The sequence below is a fragment of the Allobosea sp. 67-29 genome, assembly GCF_001898115.1.
Lineage (GTDB): Bacteria > Pseudomonadota > Alphaproteobacteria > Rhizobiales > Beijerinckiaceae > Allobosea.
Genome location: NZ_MKSQ01000005.1, coordinates 632290 through 655100, shown reverse-complemented (window position 1 = coordinate 655100; position 22811 = coordinate 632290). Strand labels below are relative to the sequence as shown.

19 protein-coding genes and 1 tRNA gene are annotated in these 22811 nt (G+C 65.2%); 12 read left to right on the top strand and 8 right to left on the bottom strand.

Going from position 1 to position 22811, the window contains the following annotated elements; translation table 11 throughout:
• Positions 1-143 precede the first annotated feature (143 nt).
• The gene (locus tag BGO20_RS03600) at positions 144-1025 is read left to right on the top strand and encodes a protein-methionine-sulfoxide reductase heme-binding subunit MsrQ (protein ID WP_291663473.1); all 882 of its coding nucleotides are present in this window, start codon (positions 144-146) and stop codon (positions 1023-1025) included.
• A gap of 204 nt (positions 1026-1229) precedes the next feature.
• Positions 1230-2969, top strand: coding sequence for an MFS transporter (locus BGO20_RS03595; RefSeq protein WP_291663471.1), 1740 nt, complete (start codon positions 1230-1232; stop codon positions 2967-2969).
• Between the two features lie 9 nt (positions 2970-2978).
• On the opposite strand, the gene BGO20_RS03590 is transcribed toward BGO20_RS03595, so the two are convergent.
• A complete protein-coding gene (locus BGO20_RS03590) occupies positions 2979-3776 on the bottom strand; it encodes an undecaprenyl-diphosphate phosphatase (RefSeq protein WP_291663469.1) in 798 nt (265 codons plus the stop codon).
• A 255-nt stretch (positions 3777-4031) separates the two neighbouring features.
• On the opposite strand from BGO20_RS03590, the gene BGO20_RS03585 reads away from it, so the two are divergent.
• From BGO20_RS03585 to BGO20_RS03575, 3 genes are read left to right on the top strand one after another with little or no spacing between them, the layout of a single operon-like run.
• Entirely contained in the window at positions 4032-4724 is a 693-nt protein-coding gene (locus BGO20_RS03585) for a glutathione S-transferase family protein (RefSeq protein ID WP_291663468.1), read from the top strand.
• Positions 4622-5860 (top strand): tRNA epoxyqueuosine(34) reductase QueG, encoded by a 1239-nt coding sequence (gene queG / locus BGO20_RS03580; protein WP_291663467.1) that lies wholly within the window; start codon positions 4622-4624, stop codon positions 5858-5860. The genes BGO20_RS03585 and queG overlap by 103 nt, the downstream gene beginning before the upstream one ends.
• Positions 5857-6723, top strand: coding sequence for an SDR family oxidoreductase (locus BGO20_RS03575; protein WP_291663465.1), 867 nt, complete (start codon positions 5857-5859; stop codon positions 6721-6723). The genes queG and BGO20_RS03575 overlap by 4 nt, the downstream gene beginning before the upstream one ends.
• Positions 6724-6730: 7 nt before the next feature.
• On the opposite strand, the gene olsB is transcribed toward BGO20_RS03575, so the two are convergent.
• From olsB to BGO20_RS03550, 5 genes are all read right to left on the bottom strand, one after another.
• Positions 6731-7603: a l-ornithine N(alpha)-acyltransferase gene (gene olsB, locus BGO20_RS03570; protein WP_465245990.1), complete on the bottom strand. Its 873-nt coding sequence runs from the start codon at positions 7601-7603 to the stop codon at positions 6731-6733.
• 298 nt (positions 7604-7901) lie between these two features.
• Positions 7902-9980 (bottom strand): ATP-binding protein, encoded by a 2079-nt coding sequence (locus tag BGO20_RS03565; protein WP_291663463.1) that lies wholly within the window; start codon positions 9978-9980, stop codon positions 7902-7904.
• Positions 9981-10094: 114 nt separating this feature from the next.
• Positions 10095-11633, bottom strand: coding sequence for a YifB family Mg chelatase-like AAA ATPase (locus tag BGO20_RS03560; protein ID WP_291663461.1), 1539 nt, complete (start codon positions 11631-11633; stop codon positions 10095-10097).
• 123 nt (positions 11634-11756) lie between these two features.
• Entirely contained in the window at positions 11757-12413 is a 657-nt protein-coding gene (gene msrA, locus BGO20_RS03555; protein ID WP_291663459.1) for a peptide-methionine (S)-S-oxide reductase MsrA, read from the bottom strand.
• 83 nt (positions 12414-12496) lie between these two features.
• On the bottom strand, positions 12497-12820 hold the full coding sequence (locus BGO20_RS03550; protein WP_291663458.1) for a hypothetical protein: 324 nt from the start codon (positions 12818-12820) through the stop codon (positions 12497-12499).
• Between the two features lie 205 nt (positions 12821-13025).
• Here BGO20_RS03550 and BGO20_RS03545 point away from each other — a divergent pair.
• Together BGO20_RS03545 and BGO20_RS03540 are read left to right on the top strand one after the other, a co-directional pair.
• Positions 13026-13115, top strand: a tRNA-Ser gene (locus BGO20_RS03545).
• Positions 13116-13202: 87 nt separating this feature from the next.
• Positions 13203-14750: a site-specific integrase gene (locus tag BGO20_RS03540; protein ID WP_291663457.1), complete on the top strand. Its 1548-nt coding sequence runs from the start codon at positions 13203-13205 to the stop codon at positions 14748-14750.
• A 474-nt stretch (positions 14751-15224) separates the two neighbouring features.
• Here BGO20_RS03540 and BGO20_RS03535 read toward each other — a convergent pair whose 3' ends face one another.
• A complete protein-coding gene (locus BGO20_RS03535) occupies positions 15225-16250 on the bottom strand; it encodes a hypothetical protein (RefSeq protein ID WP_291663455.1) in 1026 nt (341 codons plus the stop codon).
• 77 nt (positions 16251-16327) lie between these two features.
• On the bottom strand, positions 16328-16786 hold the full coding sequence (locus BGO20_RS03530; RefSeq protein WP_291663454.1) for a hypothetical protein: 459 nt from the start codon (positions 16784-16786) through the stop codon (positions 16328-16330).
• Positions 16787-17010: 224 nt separating this feature from the next.
• Between BGO20_RS03530 and BGO20_RS03525 the strand changes: the two genes are divergently transcribed.
• The 5 genes from BGO20_RS03525 to BGO20_RS03505 all read left to right on the top strand — a co-directional run bounded on the left by BGO20_RS03525 (position 17011) and on the right by BGO20_RS03505 (position 22742).
• Entirely contained in the window at positions 17011-18078 is a 1068-nt protein-coding gene (locus BGO20_RS03525) for a PGN_0703 family putative restriction endonuclease (RefSeq protein ID WP_291663453.1), read from the top strand.
• A gap of 11 nt (positions 18079-18089) precedes the next feature.
• Positions 18090-18425 carry a DUF2958 domain-containing protein gene (locus tag BGO20_RS03520; protein WP_291663516.1) on the top strand — a complete coding sequence of 112 codons (336 nt, stop codon included), beginning with the start codon at positions 18090-18092 and terminating at the stop codon, positions 18423-18425.
• A complete protein-coding gene (locus BGO20_RS03515; RefSeq protein ID WP_291663451.1) occupies positions 18422-18835 on the top strand; it encodes a hypothetical protein in 414 nt (137 codons plus the stop codon). Before BGO20_RS03520 ends, BGO20_RS03515 begins: the two co-directional genes overlap by 4 nt.
• 533 nt (positions 18836-19368) lie before the next feature.
• Positions 19369-20751, top strand: a complete 1383-nt coding sequence (locus tag BGO20_RS03510) for an SIR2 family protein (RefSeq protein ID WP_291663450.1) — start codon at positions 19369-19371, stop codon at positions 20749-20751.
• Positions 20748-22742, top strand: a complete 1995-nt coding sequence (locus BGO20_RS03505) for an ATP-binding protein (protein WP_291663449.1) — start codon at positions 20748-20750, stop codon at positions 22740-22742. The genes BGO20_RS03510 and BGO20_RS03505 overlap by 4 nt, the downstream gene beginning before the upstream one ends.
• Positions 22743-22811: the final 69 nt, after the last annotated feature.

Genomic DNA, 22811 nt, shown 5'->3' with positions numbered 1-22811 from the left:
TGCGGGAGACGATGATCCCGCATGATGGAAAGCGCCCCGTGACAGCCCCGCCCTCGCCCCAGGGCACGACCGTTCGCGGCGATGCCCGGCGCATGGCCACGCGCGCTGCGCCAGGCGGAGGGCCAACCGCATGGCAAGGGTGGTTGCCCTGGCTCGATCGGCAGGGCCGGTTCTCGGGCCTGAGGGCAGCGGCGTTCGCGCTGACGCTGCTGCCGGCGGCGCTCGTGCTCTATGCGGCCTGGATGGGCGAGCTCGGCTCCAAGCCCTGGACCGAGGCGATCCACCGCACCGGAACCTGGGCCGTCCGGCTGCTGATCCTGTCGCTGGCGATCTCGCCGCTGAGGCGCCTGCTCGACTGGGGCAAGCTGATCGGGGTGCGGCGCATGCTCGGCCTTTCGGTCATGGCCTATGCGCTCGGTCATCTCGGGCTCTACTGCATCGACATGGCCTTCGACTGGGGGCTGATCGTCTCGGAGATCGTCAAGCGCTTCTACCTGACGATCGGCTTCGTCGCGCTGCTCGGCCTCTGCGCGCTGGGAGCGACCTCGACGGACGGCATGATCCGTCGCCTCGGCAAGAACTGGCAGAGGCTGCACAATCTCGTCTACCCGATCACCGCGCTGGCATTGCTGCATTTCGCACTGCAGTCGAAGATCGACGTGACGGAAGCGGTCCTGATGAGCGGGCTCTTCGTGCTGCTGCTGTTCTATCGTGGGCTCTATCGCTGGAAACGTCCGGCCTCGCTTCCCGTTCTCGCAGGCCTCGCGCTATTCGCAGGGCTCGCCACGGCGCTGCTCGAAACCGGCTGGTATGCGCTGACCAGCGGCGTCTTGCCCTGGCTCGTCTTCCAGGCCAATGCCGACATCCTGACCTACTGGGACTATGCCTCGATCAGGCCGGCGCATTGGGTCGCGCTCGCGGGCCTGGCCGTGGCGGCCGGGCATGCATGGCGCAGACGAAAGCCGGGCGAGCGCCGACTGCCCCGACAGCCGGCACGCGACCAGGCTCCTCAGCCCTCATCCTGAGCAGCCATTCCGGCAAGGATCGCGTCGCAAGGGACGCTCGAGATTCCTCCGGAGCGCCCTCGGCCATCCGTCGAGAGGTCACTGCGCCGCTGCCCGGGATGGGGCTCGCATGTGGCGGCGTACCCTGGCAAAAACTTTCTCCGTTTCGGCGTTTTCGAAGCCGAAAACGGTTTCCTCCGCGCGACCTCATGCTAACCCTATTGCATGCCTGATGATTTGCATGCCCAGCCGACGGCCGATGTGGCGGAAGCCGAGCTCGCTTCGGAAGGCATAGCGCCTTCCGAGAACCGCTCCTCTCCCTTCGTTCCGTTGCGGCAGCCGATCTTCCGCGCCGTCTGGTTCGCAAGCCTCGCCTCGAATTTCGGCGGCCTGGTCCAGGCAGTCGGCGCCTCCTGGATGATGGCTTCGATCTCGCCCTCGGCCGAGATGGTTGCGCTGGTGCAGGCCTCGACCACGCTGCCGGTGATGCTGTTCTCGCTGGCCGCCGGCGCGATCTCCGACAATTACGACCGCCGGCGGATCATGCTGACGGCGCAGGGCTTCATGCTGACGGTCTCGGTGGGCCTGGCGGCCTGCGCCTGGCTCGGCCTGATCACGCCCTGGCTGCTGCTGAGCTTCACCTTCCTGATCGGCTGCGGGACGGCGCTCAACAATCCGGCCTGGCAATCCTCGGTCGGCGACATGGTGCCGCGCCGCGACGTGCCGGCGGCGGTGACGCTGAACAGCGTCGCCTTCAACATCGCCCGCAGCGTCGGGCCCGCCATCGGCGGCGCCATCGTCGCGGCGGCAGGCGCAGTCGCCGCCTTCGTGATCAACGCCTTCTCCTATATCGGCCTGATCACGGTGCTCGCCCGCTGGCAGCCGCCCCGGATCGAGCGCGTCCTGCCCCGCGAGACGCTGTTCATCGCGATGGGCGCGGGCGTGCGCTATGTCGCGATGTCGCCCAATATCCGCGCGGTGATCCTGCGCGCCTTCGCCTTCGGCTTCGGCGCCATCGTCGGCCTCGCCCTCTTGCCGCTCGTCGCGCGCGACCTGATCCGCGGCGGCCCGCTAACCTACGGCATCCTGCTCGGCGGCTTCGGCGCCGGGGCGGTCGCCGGGGCGTTCATGAGCGCCCGCCTGCGCCGGATCATGAGCACCGAGGCGCTGGTGCGCTCGACCTTCATCGCCTATGCGGTCGGCATCCTGGTGGTGGCGTCCAGCCGCACGATCTGGATGACCATGCCGGGCCTGTTCATCTGCGGCGCCTGCTGGGTTCTGGCGCTGTCGACCTTCAATGCCACGGTGCAGCTCTCCGCGCCGCGCTGGGTCGTGGGACGGGCACTGGCGATCTACCAGATGGCGACCTTCGGGGGCATGGCGCTGGGAAGCTGGGCCTGGGGCCGCACCGCCCTGCTCTTCGGCACTGACAGGGGGCTCGAACTGTCGGCTATAGCCCTGCTGATCGGCGCCGCGCTCGGCCTGCGCTACCGGCTGCCGCCGCTGGAGGAGCTGAATCTCGATCCCCTCAGTCGCTGGCGGGAGCCCAAGGTCGCCGTCGACATCGAGCCCCGCAGCGGGCCGGTGATCGTCACGGTCGAATACATCATCAAGCCGGAGGATGTCGTCGCCTTCCTCAACGTGATGGCGGAACGGCGGCGCATCCGGCGGCGCGACGGCGCGCGGCACTGGACGCTGCTGCGCGACCTTACCGATCCCACGCTGTGGTTCGAGCGCTACGACAGCCCGACCTGGGTCGAATACGTCCGTCAGAACCAGCGCGTGACGCAGGCCGACGCCGAGATCGGCGAACGAGTCCGGGCGCTCCACAGCGGCCCCAACCCGCCGGTGGTCCACCGCATGATCGAGCGGCAGACGGCCTCGCTCACCTCGGCGGCGGCGACGGCTCCCCTCGCTCCTGCGGCCGTGCCCAAGCCGCTGGGCGATCCCTCCCGAGCCGGCTGAGGCAGGCGTTCAGCCGACGATCCAGAGCCCGGCCAGCCCGACCAGGCCGACGATGATGCGCCACCAGGCGAAGACGGCGAAGCCGCGCCGCGAGACGAAATCGAGGAAGGAGCGCACGACGATGAGCGCCGAGAAGAAGGCCGCGACGAAGCCGATGACGATCAGGATGCCGTCGTTGAACGACAGCTCCTTGTAGCTCTTGAGCAGGTCGTAGGCGAAGGCGCCGGCCATGGTCGGCATGGCGAGGAAGAACGAGAACTCGGCTGCCGCCCGCTTGCTGGCGCCGAGCAGCATCGCCCCGACGATGGTGGCACCGGAGCGCGATACGCCGGGGATCATCGCGAGACACTGGAAGAAGCCGATCTTCAGATACATCGGCAGGGTGAAGGTGGTCGCGTCGGTATATTTCTCCTGCAACTCCAGTTCATCGACCACCAGCAGGACGAGACCGCCGGCGATCAGCGCGCAGCAGACGATCAGGGGATTGAACAGCACCCCCTTGATGAAGCCGTGCAGCAAGGCACCGATCACGGCCGCCGGCAGGAAAGCCACGAGGACGCCGATGACGAAGCGCCGCGCCGAAGGATCGCTCGGGATGCGCAGCGCGATGTCGAGCAGGCGGCGGAAATAGACCAGCAGGATGGCCAGGATGGCGCCGAGCTGGATCAGAACCTCGAAGGTCTTGCCGTTCGACTCGAAGCCGAGGAAGTGGCCGAGCAGCAGGAGATGGCCGGTGGAGGAGACCGGCAGGAACTCGGTCAGGCCCTCGACGATGCCGAGGACGAAGGCTTCGATGATATTCTGCATGGAAGAACGTCCTCGTGCGACTGACTATCCGCTTCGGCCGATACCGGTCGATCCGAGTCGGCTTACGCCCAGCTCTTTGCAAATTGGTTACCACTTCGCGAAGGGAACCGGCCGAATCCTTCTCTTCCGCATCGGCGCCGCTTGTGGCCGTTTTCGGGCGTGATAAGAGCGGGCGCCGAACGCATAGCGGGGATTTTTCCGGCCTCTCGCCCCGCTTCGGCCGCATTTGACCCGCTTCAAGGCTTCATGAGTGCCATGGCGACCCTCTATCATTACCCGCTATGCCCGCATTCGCGCTTCATCCGCCTCGTGCTCGGTGAGTTCGGCATGGATGCCGAGCTGGTCGAGGAGCGTGTCTGGGAGCGACGGCGGGAATTCCTTGAGCTCAACACCGCCGGCACGACGCCGGTGTTCCAGGAGCAGAACGGGCTGCCGGTGCCCGGCGCGGGACCGATCGCGGAGTATCTCGACGAGACGCGCGGACTCGCGCTCGGCGACCGCAGGCTCCTGCCGGAAGGGCCTGGCGAGCGCGTCGAGGTGCGCCGGCTGCTCGACTGGTTCAACCAGAAGTTCCATGACGAGATCACGGCGCCGCTGGTGCTCGAGAAGGTGATGAAGCGCTTCATGAGCCGCGACGAAGGCGGCGGACCGCCGGAGATGGGCGCGATCCGCGCAGCGCGATCGAATGTGCGCTATCATCTGCGCTACATCTCCTGGCTGCTCGCCAAGCGGAACTGGCTTGCCGGTGCCCGATTGAGCTATGCCGACCTCGCCGCGGCGGCGCATCTCTCCTGCGTCGACTATCTCGGCGACGTGCCCTGGGAAGAGGACGAGACGGCGCGCGCATGGTACGCCCGAATCAAATCGCGACCGAGCTTCCGGCCGCTTCTGGCGGACCGGGTGCCAGGCATGTCGCCGAGCGCCCATTACGACAATCTGGACTTCTGAGCGCCGAAAAGCTCAAGCGCGCCGTGGCCGAGCGCGCCCATGCCGAGGGTTTCGCGGTGATGCGCGTCGCCGCGGCCGATGCGATACCGCTCGCGCCGGACCGGCTGAAGGCCTGGCTCGAAGCCGGCTATCACGGCGACATGAACTGGATGGACGAGCGCACCGCCGAGCGGGCCGATCCGCGGGCATTGTGGAGCGAGGTCCGTTCCGTCGTCATGCTCGGAATGAACTACGCCGGCGAAGGCGACCCGCTCGCCATGCTCTCCCAGCCGGACAAGGGCGCGATCTCGCTCTATGCACGCCGGCGCGACTATCATGACGTCATCAAGGGCAAGCTGAAGAGCGTGGCGGGCTTGCTGGCGGCGCGCGGCGGCGCCGACGTCAAGGTCTTCGTCGATACCGCTCCGGTCATGGAAAAGCCGCTGGCGCAGGCGGCCGGGCTCGGCTGGCAGGGCAAGCACAGCGTGCTGGTCTCGCGCGAGCACGGCTCCTGGCTGCTGCTGGGAGCGATCTATACCACCGCCGCGCTGCCGGCTGACGCGCCCGAGGCCGACCATTGCGGCTCCTGCCGGCGCTGCCTCGACATCTGCCCGACCGACGCCTTCCCGGCGCCCTACCAGCTCGATGCGCGCCGCTGCATCGCCTATCTCACCATCGAACATCCCGGCCATATCGACGCCGCATTGCGACGCGGCATCGGCAACCGCATCTTCGGCTGCGACGACTGCCTCGCGGTCTGCCCCTGGAACAAGTTCGCCGAAGCCTCGCGGGAAGCCCGCCTCGCCCTCAAGGACGAGCTCGACGGGCTGCCGCTGGCCGAGCTCGCCCACCTCGACGATGCGGCCTTCCGCAAACTCTTCGCCGGCACGCCGGTGAAGCGGACGGGACGCGACCGCTTCCTGCGCAACGTCCTGATCGCGATCGGCAACAGCGGCGGGCCGGAACTCGCGGAGAGCGCCGTCGCGCATCTCGACGACGCCTCGCCGCTGGTGCGGGCCATGGCGGTGTGGGCGCTCGGGCGCCTCGATCCGCAGCGGGCCATCGCGCTTGCGCCTGCTGCCCTGCGCAGCGAAGCCGATCCGCTGGTGCGGGCCGAGTGGTCCGCCCTGCCCTCCTCCACGGAAGATGCCGCATGAAACTGCTGATCCTCGGCCTCGGCTATTCGGCCGGCTTCTTCGCGCGTGCCGCGCTCGCACGCGGCTGGGAGGTGACGGGAACGGTGCGCTCGGCGGAGCGCGCCGCGGAGCTGAGCCGCGAGGGCATCCGCACGCTGGTCTTCGGCGGCTTCGCGGTGTCGACGGCACTGGCGAAGGCCGTCGCCGAGGCTGAGGCGGTATTGGTTTCGGTCCAGCCGGCGGAGGATGGCGACCCCGTGCTGCAGCGATTGCGGGGCGATCTCGCCGCGGCGCCGGCATTGCGCTGGATCGGCTATCTTTCGACCATCGGCGTCTATGGCAACCAGGACGGCGCCTGGATCGACGAAACCCAGCCGGTGAAGCCGGGCAACGCCCGCAACACCCTGCGGGTGGCGATCGAGCAGGATTGGCTCGCCCTCGGACGCGACACCGGCAAGGCCGTGCAGATCTTCCGCCTCGCGGGCATCTACGGCCCGGGACGCAACCCCGTCGCCAAGCTGCGCGAGGGCAAGTCGACGCGGCTGGTGAAGCCCGGCCAGGTCTTCAACCGCATCCATGTCGACGATATCGCCGGCATCCTGATGGCGTCGCTGGCCCGGCCGCGCAACGGCGCGATCTATAATGTCACCGACGATGAGCCGGCTCCGCCGCAGGATGTCGTCAGCTTCGCTGCGGAGCTGACGGGGCTGGAGGCTCCGCCGGAAATGCCCTTTTCGGAGGCCCGGCTCTCACCGATGGCGGCGAGCTTCTACGGCGAGAACAAGCGGGTCTCGAACGCCCTCGTGAAGCGCGAGCTCGGCTATGCCTTCCGCTATCCGAGCTACCGCGAGGCGTTGCGGGCGCTGACCGCAGCCGGCGAATGAAACAGCCTCAGGCGGCGTGGCGCGCGCCATCGCCGCCATAGTATTCGGCATAACGCTTGTCGATCGCCGAGACAGGCAGCACGACGAGGACATCGGTGGTTCCGAACTGGCGGTCGATCACCGCCCCCGTACCGAAACGGGCGCCCAGTCGCAGATACCCCTTGATGAGCGGCGGCATCTGCCTCAGCGCGAGCTTGGCGTCGACCATCTCGGCCGGCAGGCGATCCATGCCGACATAATGTTCCGGATGAGCCTGCGCGCTCCACTCACCCTGCGAGCGGGCCTGGTGGTGCAGGAAGCTCAGCGGCAGGGCGAGGGCATCGGGGTCGGTGCCGTCGAAGGAGGCGCAGCCGAACATCGCGTCGATGCGGTGATGCTCCAGATAAGCCCAGATACCGGACCAGAGCAGCTCGACCGTCCGCTTGTTGCGATAAGGCTTCAATACGCAGGAGCGGCCGAGCTCGAGGAAACGCTGGCCGGGATGGCGCGCAAGCAGAGGCACCAGGTCGAACTCGCTCTGCGTATAAAAGCCGCCGATCCGGTTCGCCGCGCTCTGGCGCATCAGACGGTAGGTGCCGACCACCTTCGGCTTGACGTTGCCGAACCGCCCTTTCGCGGCGTGGTCGATGACGAGCAGGTGATCGCAGGCCTTGTCGAAACGATCCGCGTCGCGGCGAAACATGCGCGCCACCACATCGGGCTTCGCCGACATCTCCTGGTAGAAAACGCGATAGCGCAGGCGCTGAGCCCGCCAGATCTCGCGCGGCCCGCGCGCCAGCCGGACTTCGAGCGAGCCGAGCCGACCAAGCGTGCCAGAAAGCGGCTCTGATTCGCCGGCTTCCAATCCATATCGGCGCATCGCTCCGCCGGTGATCATCATCATCGGCACGAGCCGCGAAAGCAGCGGATTGGCGGCCGGAAACCGAGCTTGCTGCGCGTTCGAGCTCCCGGAAACGTGCAGTACCATGGCCTGTCCCCGCCCCAGAATTCATGCCGACCGGACCGACAGGGGAACCGATCCGATCGAGCGCATCCTATCACGCTTTTGAAGGCGGGTTCAGTGTCGGGGCGATCCTGCCCCGTGGCGAATCCGACTTCAGGCCGCTTCACGGCACCGAAGGCTTGCGCCGACGACCTTACAACTTTGCGACAGAACTGCGTCGAAGCCGTGACGCCGGTCAAGCCGAGCGGGAGCGCGAAGCCCTGCTGCCGAGATGGTCGAGCCAGCGCAGGAGGGCAGTGCGCTCGAGCGGCTTGGCGAGGCAATCGTCCATCCCCGCCTCGAGCGCCGCTTCGCGATCGGCGACCGAGACATTGGCCGTCACCGCAACCAGCGGCAGCCGCGGCTTGCGGCGGAGCCCGGCCTCGAGCACGCGCACGGCGCGGGCGCAGTCCAGCCCGGTCATCGCCGGCATGCGGATGTCGAGAAGCGCCAGATCGAGCGGCGCGGCGGCGCCGGTCAGGCTCGCTTCGATGCGCTGCAGCGCCTCGCGGCCATTGCGAACCCAGATGACCGACGAGCCGAGGCGCTCCAGGGTCCGCGTCAAGAGCAGCGCGTTGATCTCGTTGTCCTCGGCGACGAGGACGTTGAGGGGCGGCCGCCGGCTCCGCGCCGCAGGCCGCGCCTGTGAAGCAGCCGGCAAAGCTTGCGGGAAACGCACGCCCAATCGCTCATAGAGCGAACGCGCACGCACGGGCTTGATCAGAAAGCCCGAGAACCCGGCGGCCTGGGGCGGACCGAACTGGCGCCGCGCCAGCGACGACAGCAGGATGAGGCAGTCGCGGATGCCGGCCGCCGCGACGTTCGCCGCCAGTTCCTTGGCCGTGTCGTCGCCGAGCGCATGATCGATCAGGACGGCGGTCACCGGCACGTCGCCGCCCAGGATCGTGCGAGCGGCCTCCGCCGTGGCCGCAACGGAGACCGTCGCGCCGGTCTCGCGGATCGACTCCCAGAGGAAACGCGCGGCAAAGGGGGCCGGCGAGGCCAGCAGGACGTGCTGGCCAGGCCATTGCGGGATCGGCACAGCCTCGGCGCCAGGTGCGGCAACGAGCGGTAGCGTCACCCGGAAGCTCGCACCTTCGCCAAGCCGGCTCTCCGCCCGGACCTCGCCGCCCATCAAGCCGACGAGCCGGCGCACGATGGCGAGGCCGAGCCCGGTGCCGGCGTGGCGCGCGCCCGCCTCGCGTTCAAGCTGCTCGAACTCGCCGAAGATCACCTCCAGCCGATCTGCCGGGATGCCCGGACCGGTATCGGCAACAACGATCTCGACGGTATTGCGCACGCGCCGGACGCTGAGGCCGACGCCGCCGGCATCGGTGAACTTCACCGCGTTGCCGACGAGATTGAGCAGGACCTGCCGCAGGCGGTCGCGATCGCCGACGAGCTGCGCCGGCAGTTCGGGCGCGATATAGGCGGCAAGCTCGATGCCCTTGGCCTGCGCCCTCGGCGCCATCAGCTCCGAGACGGTCTCGACGAGCTGCACGATGTCGAAGGGCTCCTCGACAAGTTCGAGGCGCCCGGCCTCCACCTTGGCGAAATCGAGGATGTCGTCCACCAGCGCCAGCAGGGCTTCGCCGGAAATGCGCAGGGCCTGGACATAGGTCGATTGTTCCGCGTCGAGCCCGGTATCGGCCAGCAGGTCCGACATCCCGAGGATGCCGTTCAGCGGCGTCCGGAACTCGTGGCTGACAGTGGCCAGGAAGCGCGACTTCGCCTCGTTGGCGGCCTCGGCGCGGGCGCGGGCCTCGACCAGCGCGTCCTCGTCGGCGATGCGGGCTGAAATGTCGCGGCCGACGCGCTGGATCAGGGTGCGTCCCTGCGGGCCGGGGACGGCGGTCTCGACCCAGGCGATCCAGCGCTCGCCCAGATGCGTGGCGAGGCACTCGTCGAAGCTGCGCGCGCCACCATCGAGGGGCCGCACCGCCCGCGCGGCGAGCTGGGGCAGCTGCGCCTCGCTTCCCTCCAGATCGGCCTCGCTCGCTCCGAAGAGCGCCGCAAAGGCCGCGTTCGCGTAGACGATGCGCGCGCCGTCACGACGCACGATGAAGTCGCCCTGCCCCTCGACCAGGCTGCGATAGCGCTGCTCGCTGTCGGCGAGGCTCCAGAGGCGGTCGTTGAGCGTCTCGGTCTCCTGCAGCAGCGAGGCGATCCGGCGGCGGGAACGCTCCAGCCGCCGCTGCACGAGCAGACCCGCCCCGCCGAGCAGGGCAAGGCCGGCGAGGCCAACGGCAAACCACATCCAGAACGAAAGCATCATGCTCCCGCTCTAGCGAGTCCCCCCTGAAAAAAGCCGCCTGAGGAAAGCGCGCTTTCGAGGCCATCGCGCAAGGATGGCTTAACCTTGGCGCCCTGGCCGGTCTCCGGCGCTGCTTCAGGCCGCCTGGGCCAGATCTCCGCCTCGCGCGCGGTAGGACAACGCTTCGGCCAGATGCAACCGGCCGACCTTCTCCTCGCCATCCAGGTCGGCGAGGGTGCGCGCGACCTTGAGCACGCGGTGATAGGCGCGGGCCGTCAGGCGCATCGCCTCGGCCGCATCCCGCAGCAAGGCGAGGCCGGCCTTGTCCGGACGGGCGATTTCCTCCAGCACCGGCGCCGGACAGGCGGCGTTGGTGGTAATGTGATCGAGCCCGAGCGCGGCAAAGCGTGCGCTCTGGATCGCGCGCGCAGCCGCGACACGCGTGGCGACCTCGGCAGACCCTTCCGCCGGCCGGGGCAGAATGAGATCGGCCGCCGTCACCGCCGGCACGTCGATCGTGATATCGATCCGGTCGAGCAGCGGGCCGGAGATCCGGGTCTGGTACTGGGCGATGCAACGCTCGTTCGGCTGGCGCCGGCAGGCATAGCCCGGCTCGGTCGCCTTGCCGCAGCGGCAAGGGTTCATCGCGGCCACGAGCTGAAAGCGGGCGGGATAGACGGCGCGGTGGTTGGCGCGTGAAATCAGCACGTCACCGGTCTCGAGCGGCTGGCGTAGCGCGTCGAGCACCTGCGGCTGGAACTCCGGCAGCTCGTCGAGAAAGAGCACGCCGTGATGGGCGAGCGAAACCTCGCCCGGCTTCGCCTGCAGGCCGCCGCCGACAAGCGCCGCCATCGAAGCCGAGTGATGCGGAGCGCGGAAGGGACGCCGATCGGTCAGGGCGCCGCCGGCAAGATGCCCGCCCACAGACAGCACCATCGAGACCTCGAGCAGCTCGCGCGGCGTCAGCGGCGGCAGGATCGAGGGCAGTCGACTCGCCAGCATCGACTTGCCGGCGCCGGGAGGACCGTTCATGAGCAGATTATGGGCACCGGCAGCGGCGATCTCGAGAACGCGCTTGGCGCTCTCCTGCCCCTTGATGTCGGCCAGATCAGGTAACGCTCCGGCCTGGCGCGCCACGGCCGGCTCCGGCCGGGCCATCACCTGCGTCCCCTTGAAATGATTGGCGAGCTGAATCAGCGAGCGCGGCGCCAGGATGTCGATATCCGCCGCCGCCCAGGCAGCCTCCGGACCCGTGGCAGCGGGACAGATCAGCCCCTGGCCCCGATCATAGGCCGCGATCGCCGCCGGCAGCACGCCGGCAACCGGCGCGATCGAACCGTCGAGAGCAAGCTCCCCCAGCACCGTGTAGCCGGCAAGGGCATCGGGCGGAACCGCGCCGATGGCCGCCATGACGGCGAGCGCGATCGGCAGGTCATAGTGACTGCCCTCCTTCGGGAGGTCGGCGGGCGCCAGATTGACCGTGATGCGCTTGGCGGGAAGGGCCAGCCCCGAAGCCAGAAGGGCCGCCCTCACCCGCTCGCGGCTTTCGGCGACCGCCTTGTCCGGCAATCCGACCAGGACGAATGCGACATTGCCGGAGGCGACCTGCACCTGGACGTCGACGGCGCGTGCCTCGATGCCCTCGAACGCAACCGTCGCGACCCGCGTCACCATCTCGGCCCACCCCGTCCCCGAGGCAACGCTAGCCGAGCTTCGAGTCCAAGGCAAGAACAGATCGGGAACCTTCAGGAAGAGCGTCGCAGCCGACGCCCTTCCGCGCCGATGCGGGCAGCCCCCTCAGGCGTGAACGCCGAGGCCGATCTGGCAGGCCACGCCCGTGCCGCCCAGGCCGCAATAGCCGGCCGGGTTCTTGGCGAGATATTGCTGGTGGTAGTCCTCGGCGAAATAGAAGGGCGGCGCCGTGCGGATCTCGGTCGTCACCGGTCCATAGCCGCCGGCGGCGAGAGCGTTCTGATAAGCGTCCCGCGACTGCTCGGCCGCCGCGCGCTGGGCGTCGTCGAAAACATAGATCGCCGAGCGGTACTGCGTGCCGATGTCGTTGCCCTGCCGCATACCCTGGGTCGGATCGTGGTTCTCCCAGAAGGCCTTGAGCAGTTCCTCATAGGGCAGCTTGGCCGGATCGTAGACCACGAGCACGACCTCGGCATGTCCGGTCAGGCCGCTGCAGACCTCCTCATAGGTCGGGTTCGGGGTTTCGCCGCCGGCATAGCCGACCGCAGTCACCCAGACACCGTCACCCATCTGCCAGAACTTGCGCTCGGCTCCCCAGAAGCAGCCGAGCCCGAACAGCGCCGAGCGCATTCCCTCCGGATAGGGTCCGGCCAGGCGATGGCCGTTGACGAAATGCGTCTCCGCTGTGGCGATCGCCTCGGGACGTCCCGGCAGCGCCTCGGCCGCGGTCGGCAGTGCAGTCTTCTTGCGCAGGGAGAACATGGTCGGCTCCGTTCGGTTCGCTTCGATCCCCAATGTAGGCATCGACGCGGCTTCTGCACAGGAGCGGCATCGGCGGGAGCCGATCACCGCCGCGTGACGATGCCGATCCGCGGCTCGGGCGCGCGGCCGAGCCAGAGCAGAACGAAGCCGAGCGTCAGTGCCAAGAGTGCAGCCGGCACCGGCATGACCGAGAGCAGGATCGGGTCCCACAGCACTGGATGGAGATTGCTGGCGATCATCGACCCGAGCGACCGGTAGCCGTCATGCAGCAGGGCCGCCAGCACGTCCCCGAGCGTGGTGAAGCGAAGATGGCCGTTGGCGATCGCGCGCGCACCGTCGAGCACCAGCGCGACGAAGCCCGCCGCCACGAGAAGATAGCCCAGCCATCTGATCAGAAGTCGCACCATGTCTCCTTTCGGGCCGGGAGGTCCGCGTCCTGCTGCGAGCAGATGTGCGCGCACGGCGTCATTATCGCAACCCGCCCGAAGGATTTCGGCGAAAGACGACCCGCCACGCCGAGGACCGGTCGGCCGACGCGAAGATGCCGGATTGTGAATACCCTGCATCTCGGCCCTTGAAAGATCGGGCCCTCGCAGTCATAAGCAGCGCGCCGGACAGGTGGCCGAGTGGTTGAAGGCGCACGCCTGGAAAGTGTGTATACGGGAAACCGTATCGCGGGTTCGAATCCCGCCCTGTCCGCCAGCAATCCCGCAAGGGGTTGATTTTCAAGAGAACTTAGGCAAATCAAGAGCTTGCAAGCGCCCGAGTGGTACACACGGGTGGTACACAATGGCTCTCGCGATGGCCCGTCCCTGGAAGCATCCCAAGACTGGCATCTATTGGTTTCGCAAGCGCGTCCCCGGCGAGCTGCAGAAGCTCGTCGGCAAGACCGAGGAGAAGCAGAGCCTCGGCACGCGCGATCCGGCGGAGGCGAAGCGCAAGCATCTCGCCATGCTCTCCGCTATCGAGGAGCGGTGGGCAAACCTCCGGGCCGGTCCCCGCACGCTCACGGAACGCGAGGCTCACGACATCGCCCAGCACGCATATGATTATTGGCTGACGACGCACAGGGATAACCCGAGCCAGCAACCATGGAAGATTGCGCTCGGCGAAAAGCTGTTCCCACCCGAAGTGCATGTAATGCTGCGTCCCTCGAACCCTAATCCATCCTGGGAGGAAGTGGCCGAGCAAGCCGAAATTTGGAAGCTTGAAGGGTTCTGCACCCGGAGTGCGGATGCGAGATTGGAAGCTCTCGGCTGGTCAGTCGACGATGAGAGCCGCCGGAGAACGGCCAAGGCATTCGCTTCGGCCATCCAGAGGGCAAGCCTGACATTGACGGAATGGGCTAAGGGCAACTTCTTGGAGGGAAGGCCTTTGGGGGCCATGTCCGCGGCGGCAGGCGAACAGCAGGCACCTCCCTCTGCCAAGATCACCGAGCCGGTTTCTTTCGACAACCTGGTCAAAGGCTGGGCTGCGGAGAAAAAGCCAGCGGCCAAGACGCTCTACGCCTGGAAAGCTGTTGTCGAAAAACTGAAGAAGGCGATCGGCCATGACGACGCCGCGCGCCTGACGCCCGACGAGATGGTGCGCTGGAAAGCCTCCCTGATCGAAAGCGGCTTCCAGCCAAAAACGATCCGCGACGCCCACCTCGTGCCCATCCGAGCGATCCTGCAATGGGCTGTTGACAACCGGAAGCTCCCAAGCAATCCCGCCGAGCGCATCACCATGGACGTCAAGAAGAAGGCGGCAAACTCGCGTCGGGGCTACGATGAATCCGAAGCCAAGATCGTTCTCAAGGCCGCTTCGGCCGAGACCGATCCCGTGAAGCGCTGGGTGCCATGGCTGTGCGCCTATTCCGGTGCCCGCGTCGCCGAAATCTGTCAGCTCCGCCGCGAGGACATCGTCGAGATCGATGGCATCTGGTGCTTCAAGATCGACCCACAGGCTGGTTCGATCAAAACCGCCGGCTCGGAGCGAGCCGTGCCTCTTCATCCTGCATTGATCGAAGCGAAGTTCCTCGACTTTGCCAGGAAGGTGAAGAAGGGGCCGTTGTTTGCCGATCTGCCGGCCGATCGCTTCGGGAGCCGCGGCGGTAATGGCACCAAGGTGCTCGGCCGCTGGGTCCGCAATCTCGGCCTCAAAGACGAGCGCCTGGCGCCGAACCACTCATGGCGTCACCGCCTCAAGACCCTGGGGCGCCGTCACGGTTTGGCGCCCGATATCGTCGACGCCATCACCGGCCACCAGCGCAAGACCGTCGCCGACGGTTATGGAGAATTCCCGATGGAGGCACTGCACCGGGAGATATCGAAGATTCCGACGCTCAAGCTGTCGTAGAGCGCGTTGCGCCCGGACTGGCGAAACGCTCGGGGACTGACGCATTAATCAACGGGTGACAGCTGTGTTTCAGCTGCATTTGGTTCGATATTCGGAATACCCCTCCAAACACCACCATACAACCGCTGCCTTCCCTCCTCCTACTCCCCCTACACCACCATACAGCCTCTGCCTTCACTCCTCTTCCCCCCTACACCACCTTACACCAGCCTACCTTCTCCAACTGCCTCCTACCTCCCCTCCATCTCCGACAAATCCGCCGTTATCCACTCTCTGCAGTGACCCCGGCCAGCCTGTCCTTCGGCAATCCCCATCCCGGCAGGATTCGTTTATTTCGCCGGTCGTCGCTTCTTCTTCGACGTCAGCTCGGTGCCCCCCTCACACCCACATGCTCGCCTTCAGCCCGCCCACGAAGGCTGCCCTGTTCAAGGCATGGGCGCGGGGCTGCCTGACGCCCGACGCCCATGACGTTGGTCAGAGGTTCAAGGTCCGGGTCAGGTCGACGATCCGGGCCTCATCCTCGGCCCGCTCGATCTCCCGCCGCCGTTCATGCAGTTCAGAGCCATCGTAGAGCCGGTCAAGTTCCCCGGTGACGCGGTACCGGGACACGAAGCCGGCGTCGGCCTGAGCCTTCGTCCAAATGTTGCGAGACCCGGACGTGACCTGCGCGCAGTGGACGGGGGCAGCCTCGACGAACGGACGATCGGGCCTAAAAATCGCCCGACCCTCCAACCATTCGCCCTTGTCACCGCGCACGTGCCAGGTTGGCTCCAGCGTCTTCGTCATGTAGCGAAACCTAGCCCAGCACCACGCCACGCGCTGGCTCTCGATTCGGCTGTTGTCGACCGTGATATGCAGCGCGTCTTCGTGCATGCCCTTGTAGCCGCTCAGGCGGTGGAGGCAGCCCCGCGCCCATGCCTTGAACAGGGCAGCCTTCGTGGGCGGGATGAAGGCGAGCATGTGGGTGTGAAACCCCCTGTCCCGCGCATTCTCATGAACATAGAAGTACATGTGCTCCGTACCGCCGACCTCAGCCCGCTTCGTCATGCGCCTGCGGAACTTGATCATCGACGGGGACCCGACTGCCAACCATTTGGCCGCTTCTTGATTGAACGCCGTGAACACCCGCGTAGCCTCGGCATGGTCCCGGATGCCCATCAGGCCCCAGGCAAACGTGAAATGCGCGTTCATGACAGTTCCGTGCTTCCGCATCGCGAACGACACCGCGTTGAAGCCCTTGACCACCTCGTCGACCGTCAAGACCGCGCGCCGCGGCTTCATCGACTGCACGACGGGATGGAACGGATTGCTCGGGTCGGGCGTGCCGACGAACGGCAGGGACGGCAGGGGCGGCAAGTTCTGGATGTTGCCGCCGTTGGCCCTCACCCAATCAAGATGAGCGTGAATAGCCGCTGTCAGGCTGTCCTGTGCAAGTTCGATGCACGCAAAGGGAACAGCAGGCCGAAAGCCGGCCGCGAGCAAGTCTTCTTCCGTAATCATGTTCTTCTCCAAAATTGCATGGGGATGGGTGCCGGCGCCCTCTCTGGACGCCGGCCTTCGTCATGAGAGCGATGAGATCAGCTCTCGGTGGCCGCCGAGGCCTCCTGTGCCGCCGCGAGCTCGTTCGCCAGCGAGAACAGGTTGGGAAGGATCGGACGCTTGCCCTTAGGCTGACGCTTCCGACGTATCGCGTCGGGCTTGCCCACGGCGGCCTTCGGCGCCATGCGATTGACAATGAAGGCGCCGTGGTACGACCCCTTAACGCTCTCGATCAGACGCTGAATCTCGGGGCAATTCAGATCGAGCAGGTGAAAGGAGCAATGCAGCTCGAACGCCAGCTCGTCAGGATCAGAGATACCAGCGAGGTCGCTCGCCGGGCGCTGCGCAAAAGCCGGCCGCGGATGGACTGCGTCCAAGACTCGGCCGATGCGGTCGATCTCGTCCCATCGATCGCCTTCAGACGCCGACGGAAACCGAAATCCGGGCATGGGTGGGCCACCTTCGTCAACAGACGGAAGTTTCTTCTCAATTGTCATGGGAGATCCTAGTTGCGATGGAAATGCGAGCGCGCTCCAGCTGATCAATGCAGGGAGCGCTGCCGAGTTTCCTGCAAGGTTGCGGCTTAAGCTTAAACCTTGCAAATTATTGAAAATAAACGGCTTTTTAATCATACAAAATAGTGTAAAAGCTAAATATACAGCCGTTAAGTTATATGAATCACGCTTGAAGCCTTTGCATTCGTTAGATTGCAGAGGGCTTCATGCCGTACGATCTCCCCGACACTTTCCCCCATGTCCCGCTGCTGCCGGAGGAGTTGCTCCGCCGGCACCACATCTTCGAGCCGCTCGACCACCGCTTCCGCTCGGCGGCACGCCTGCTCCAAAGCATCTGGCGGCAGGACCGCGAATTGCCGATCGGCAGCTACAAGGTCGGCGCCAAGCGCAAGAAGCTCGGCTCGCGGATCAGCCCCGCAGCCGCGCGAGCCGGCGCCAACTTCATGCTGCCGGCCATCGCTTGGCTGGTGCGCCGCGAGCTTGCCTATCGCGAGCCGGCTGCGATGATCGACGAGGCGCGCCTCTACGGAAACCTGCTCAGCTCGATGCCCATGGCCTTCAACGTCTTCGGCCTGCTCAAGCTCGATCTCGCTTTCGCCTCCCGCGTCTTGGCTGAGCTGTTCCCCGATCTCAGCGGCGCCAAGGTCCACGCCGTCCTGTTCGAGCATTCGCCGGGACGGGGCGACCCGGCTCTTACGGGCGACCACAGCGCCTTCGACGTTTTCCTCCATTACGAGACGCCCGCAGGCCGCAAGGGCTTCATCGCGATCGAGACGAAGTACACGGAGTCCTGCCAGGAGCCGGTGCCGGCGATCCGGCCGCGCTACAACGATCTCGCCGACGTTTCCGGCCTGTTCGTCGAGCCGCAGAAGCCTGCCCTCAGGACCAACCCCTACCAGCAGCTCTTCCGCGAGCATTTGCTCGCCCAGGCGATGCTGATGCGTGCCGACTTCGACGAGGGCCGGTTCGTCGTCATCGCCCCGCGACTCAACACCCTGGTAGCGACCGCCGTCGCTAGCTATCAGGCCGAGCTCAAGCCTGCCGGCGAGGATCAAGTCGGCTTCGCCAGCATCACGCTGGAAGACACCATCGTCGCGCTCGCCATGGCCGGCGAGGAGGAATATGCGGCCAGGCTCTACCGGAGGTACGCGGACTTTTCCTTGGTCGACGGCGAATTGAACCTGTTCTGGGCCGGCGACGGCCCGATCGGCAAGGCGGAAGAGGCCACAGCTCTGGCCGGGCCGCTCAAGCTCCTGCCGGGAGGGCGTACGTGAGCGCGCCCTTCATGCTCCCGGCCGAACGCGAGCGCCTGCTCGCCAACGGACGGGCGAGCGCGCGGGGCGAAGAGATCGACCCGCTGCCGGTCGTGAAACTCTTCACGCCCGACGCAAATGCGACCTGGCTCCTGTCAGAGCTCGACCCGGAGGATCCCGGCATCGCCTTCGGCCTCTGCGATCTCGGTCTCGGCTCGCCCGAGCTCGGCTACCTCTCCCTTGCCGAGCTCGTCGGCGTCCGCGGATTCCTCGGCTTGCCGATCGAGCGAGACGAGCATTTCCGGCCGGATAAGCCGCTCTCGGCCTATGCCGCCGACGCCCGCCGCCAGGGCAGAGTTGTCGCGTGAGCACGCTCGCCAATGAGGACGACGGCTGGCTCGATCAAGTTCGCGGCGGCGACTTCGCCTCGATCCCGCACGCACCGACTTGGCTGCAATCTGCCCGTCTCGCCCATCTCCTCAACGGCTATGCGACTTCGATAGACGTCGGGCTGGGCAATCTACACGGCTGGGCGAACAAGCGCGCGGACGAAGCCGCCCGGATCGGTTCATGGCGCGGTACCGCCCTCGAACTTTGGCTATGCCTGTTCTACGAGCATCGCCGCTGGCGGCATTTCGGCTGCCAGCCGGAGGGTCAAGACCGCGAGCTGGTCGCTCGCCTCTGGCGCCAACTGCGGGGCGAGCTTCAAATCGCCGGCGACAACGAATGCGCCATCATCCTCGTGCAGATCGCCGCCGGCTCGGCAAAGATGCGGTAAGGTTTTGCCGAGCTGGCCAATTCACGCCAGCCCGATCAGGTCGGCGCGCAAATGGCTCGGTCCACGGCCATATCGGCAGTACCAAGCCGCAGGGCCAAGGCCCTGATTTTACTGCACTCTCCGGAGCGGTTTTCCAGAATGGCTCCGATACGCTTCCAGAATTGCGTTATGGAAGCGTAACGGCCAGAGACAGGGCGGAATGCGCCATGAGCCGACCTTGGAACCCTGCCCAATTCCGGACCTTCGTTTGCACCGTTCTCGATTGCTAGCCCGGTGCGCGCTCGACGTTCTCGTGATCGACCGGTTCTGACTCGCTGAGCCCGCCTGCGTCGTCGGTCGCCGTGCCTACCCCGAGCGGTTGAGGGCTGGTCAGGAAGGAGCTCACATCGATCCAGGCGACGACAAAATCTGGCCCACGAAGGTTGTGCTGCGGCTGGCCTCCAGACTTCCCTGCTGGCTCCCCGCCATAGGCAACGATAGCCTCAAGGCGGTTCAGTTGATTCTTTGAATCAGGTGACGGGGGATGAACGCGTATGAGCGAAGGCGTTGGATCGCGCAGGTTCCAATTTCTCCGGAACGGCAATGCTGATCCGGACAGTTTGGACTGGGATACAGGCATAGAGACTGCGCGACAGGCAATCTCCGAGGCCCTGAATGCCAAGAACGTTGCATTCCTGCTGGGAGCAGGTTGCTCGTCATTGGTCAAAGGCGGCATCGAGTTTGGAATTCCGACTATGGCGCCCTTGGCACGGAAGTTCTGTGAAGAGGCTGCAAAAGCCCGCCCCAGCGACGTACCGGAGAATGGGCCTGCCGTGGAGGGTGGGCTCGCAGCCGACACTCTCGATCCAAATGAAGACTTGCTCGGTACATCGGAGGAGCCGAGCGTTGCACCAATGACAGCGCCCAAATGGAGGCCGACTAGTGAAGAGCTCTCTGTCCTCGATAAACTAGGGGTCGATCTGTCGCGCGACTTCTCGCGCAATCTTGAGCGTTTGATGGAGGTGCTGTTCGCTCAGCGTTTCGTTTTGCGGCTGAGCGACCACAAAAATCATGCTGAGATACTCGTCCACCTGGAGGGGCTCATCCGCAAGGTCCAGGACTTCCTATGGGATCACGTCACAACCGGCCGTTTCACTGACGGGGACACTTCTGTCAGGGATGTTTACGAGAAGTTCTATCGGAAGCTGGTGCTGAGGGACCGAGCGCTCCCGCGCCCGTGGGTGTTCACGACGAACTACGATCACTTCAATGAAGTCGCCATGGATCGCCTTGGCATTCCTTACGCGAACGGCTTCTCGGGAGTGATCGAACGACGGTTCAATCCAGCCAGCTTCCGCTATGCCCTCGCCGAGCAATTGGATCTGGCGAATAGGAAATGGAGCGCGGTCGATGCCTTCGTTTACCTCGCCAAGCTGCACGGTTCGGTGACCTGGACCGAGGACGACCACGGACTGTTCCCGATACGAGAGGTCTGGCCGCCTGGCGACGCGGGTCGCATGCTCATCTATCCGACGCCGGCCAAGCAGAATTCTTCGCTGGGCTCTCCGTATGCCGACCTGTTCCGCGAGTTCCAGGGACGGATCGTACGAGAGCAGAGTATCCTTTTCACTGCCGGGTATGCTTTCGCGGACGAACACCTGAACAACATCATCTATCAGGCCCTGACCATCCCGACGTTCCGTCTAATCATCTTTGCGTCTCCGGATTCCGAAGGCGAGATTGCGAAGTTAAGAGCGTTGCAGGATCCCCGAATCTGGATCATCGGCGGAGACGGTCCCGTCGACGAAACCTGGGCCCACTACTTCGACGTGATCGTCGAACATTTCATGCCTCAGCGGCCGGGCGATCGCATTGACGATGCCGTCCGTAAGGTCCTGTCCGACCTGGCTCCCAGGAAGAAGGACCAATCCGAATGAGCCACGATGATCGTCGGCGTGCTATTGGAAAGGTCGTATCGGTTGCGGCAGACCGGCTCGTCGTGGAACTGCATGCCGGCACGGATAATTTCACTGTGGTTGGCTTCGATGATGTCCATTACGTCGCCCGGCTAGGCTCGTTCCTGATGGTCCCGGTGTCAGGGGAATACGTAGTGGTCGAGGTCGTCGGTCTGCGCGATCGCGACGCTGGGCAGCCTTCAGACCGTGGGGACTTCGATCGAGCAGGCTCATCCAAGTATCTGGATGTTGTTCCGGTCGGCATGCTTCCAATGAAGGGCGGCGTTTTCCGCTTCGGGGTTTCAACTTTTCCCTCGCTGTATGCCGATGCGCTATACGCGCTCGATGGCGAACTAGACCGGATATTCGATACAGACCGAGCGGTCGAACCCGCGCCGGTCGTAGCCGGGATGCTCCCTGTACCCCCCGATGCCGACAGGTATCGCGCGCTGCCCATCGGAAAGTCCGCTGTCTTCGAGGATTATGAGGTCAAGGTCAGGCTCAACGAGTTCTTCGGTGGGCACGTGGCGGTCTTGGGCAATACGGGAAGCGGGAAGTCCTGCACTGTTGCGTCCATCCTCCAGGCCCTATTCCGAAAGCCTACCGAACATCATGCGCGCGGCGCCACATTCGTCGTTCTTGACGTCAATGGAGAGTATGGGGAGGCCTTAATACCGCTGGCTGAAACGGGGGCGATCGGCGTCAGACGCGTTGTGCTGGACGGGTCCGCAACCGGTTTTCGAGTTCCTCACTGGTTTCTCGAAATGGCCGAGTGGGAGCTGCTTCTGCAGGCTAGCGAGCGGACCCAACTGCCTGTTTTGCGAACAGCTCTGGGTCTGACAAGCCTGTTTCACGCAAAGTCGCAAACGGCCTTGGCGCTGCGAGAACATTTCATTGCGACCTGCATCATCGAGTGTTTTAGAGGGGCCGATGGGGACTCGCCAGTCTCGAAGTTTCAGCGGGTTGTGTCCCTCCTGCAAAAATATCCGACTGACGACCTGAATATGGAGCTCCTCAACCGGTTCAGCCCCAATTTGCAGTATGGCAACTTCAGCTCTGCAAACGGCCAGTCGCTGTTCCTGAGCGAGGTGCGGAAAAAGCTCCGGGAGGATGTTCCCCTCCCAGCTTATGACCGCACGCCCTTCTCGTTCGAAGAACTCCATGAGTGCCTGGACTTCGCCATTCTCTACGAGGAGGCCCACGGCAACCGTCAAATCCGGGACTATTGCTCGTCGATGGTGACCCGGCTCAAGTCGCTGCAAGAGCGTCCTGAATACGCGTTCCTGCGCCACCAGGGCGCCGATGCGGCGAGAGCTTCAAGCGAACGCGAGTTCTTGGCTAGCATCGTCGGTTTGACCGTGCGAGGGACACAACTGTTCAAGAGCGATCAGATCATCATCCTCGATCTAAACGCCGTTGAGGACGAGGTCGTCGAGTTGGTCAGCGCCGTCGTAGCGCGGATGCTTTTCCGCCTGCTTCGGCAGGCCGAACCGCGCAACCGTTTCCCGATCCACCTCCTGCTTGAAGAGGCACATCGCTACATCGCGTCCACGCCTTCCCGCTTTTCGATCGACGCGTCCAAAATATTCGAGCGCATTGCGAAAGAAGGTCGAAAATACGGAATGTTCGTCATGCTGGCGTCTCAACGGCCAAACGAGCTGTCAAAGACGGTCCTCAGTCAGTGCTCGAATTTTTTGGTGCACCGCATCCAAAACCCCGACGACCTGTCTCAGATTAGGCAGATGACACCCTTCATTTCGGATGCCGTCCTGAAACGGCTGCCATCGCTTCCGCGTCAGCATGCGCTCGTGTTCGGAACATCGGTCAATCTGCCAACGACTTTCAAGGTCGGCGACGCCTTCCCTCGACCAAGGAGCGACGACACCGCAATAGCTGACCTCTGGTTCCACGAGGAGGGAAGGTTGGCCGACATACGGATCGCAGCGCAGTCGGCTACGTCGTCCAATGCTTGATATAGGCGTCACGACGATGCGAATGCGCACCGGGGCAACGATCAGACATGCGCAAATTCCAGCGGCCGC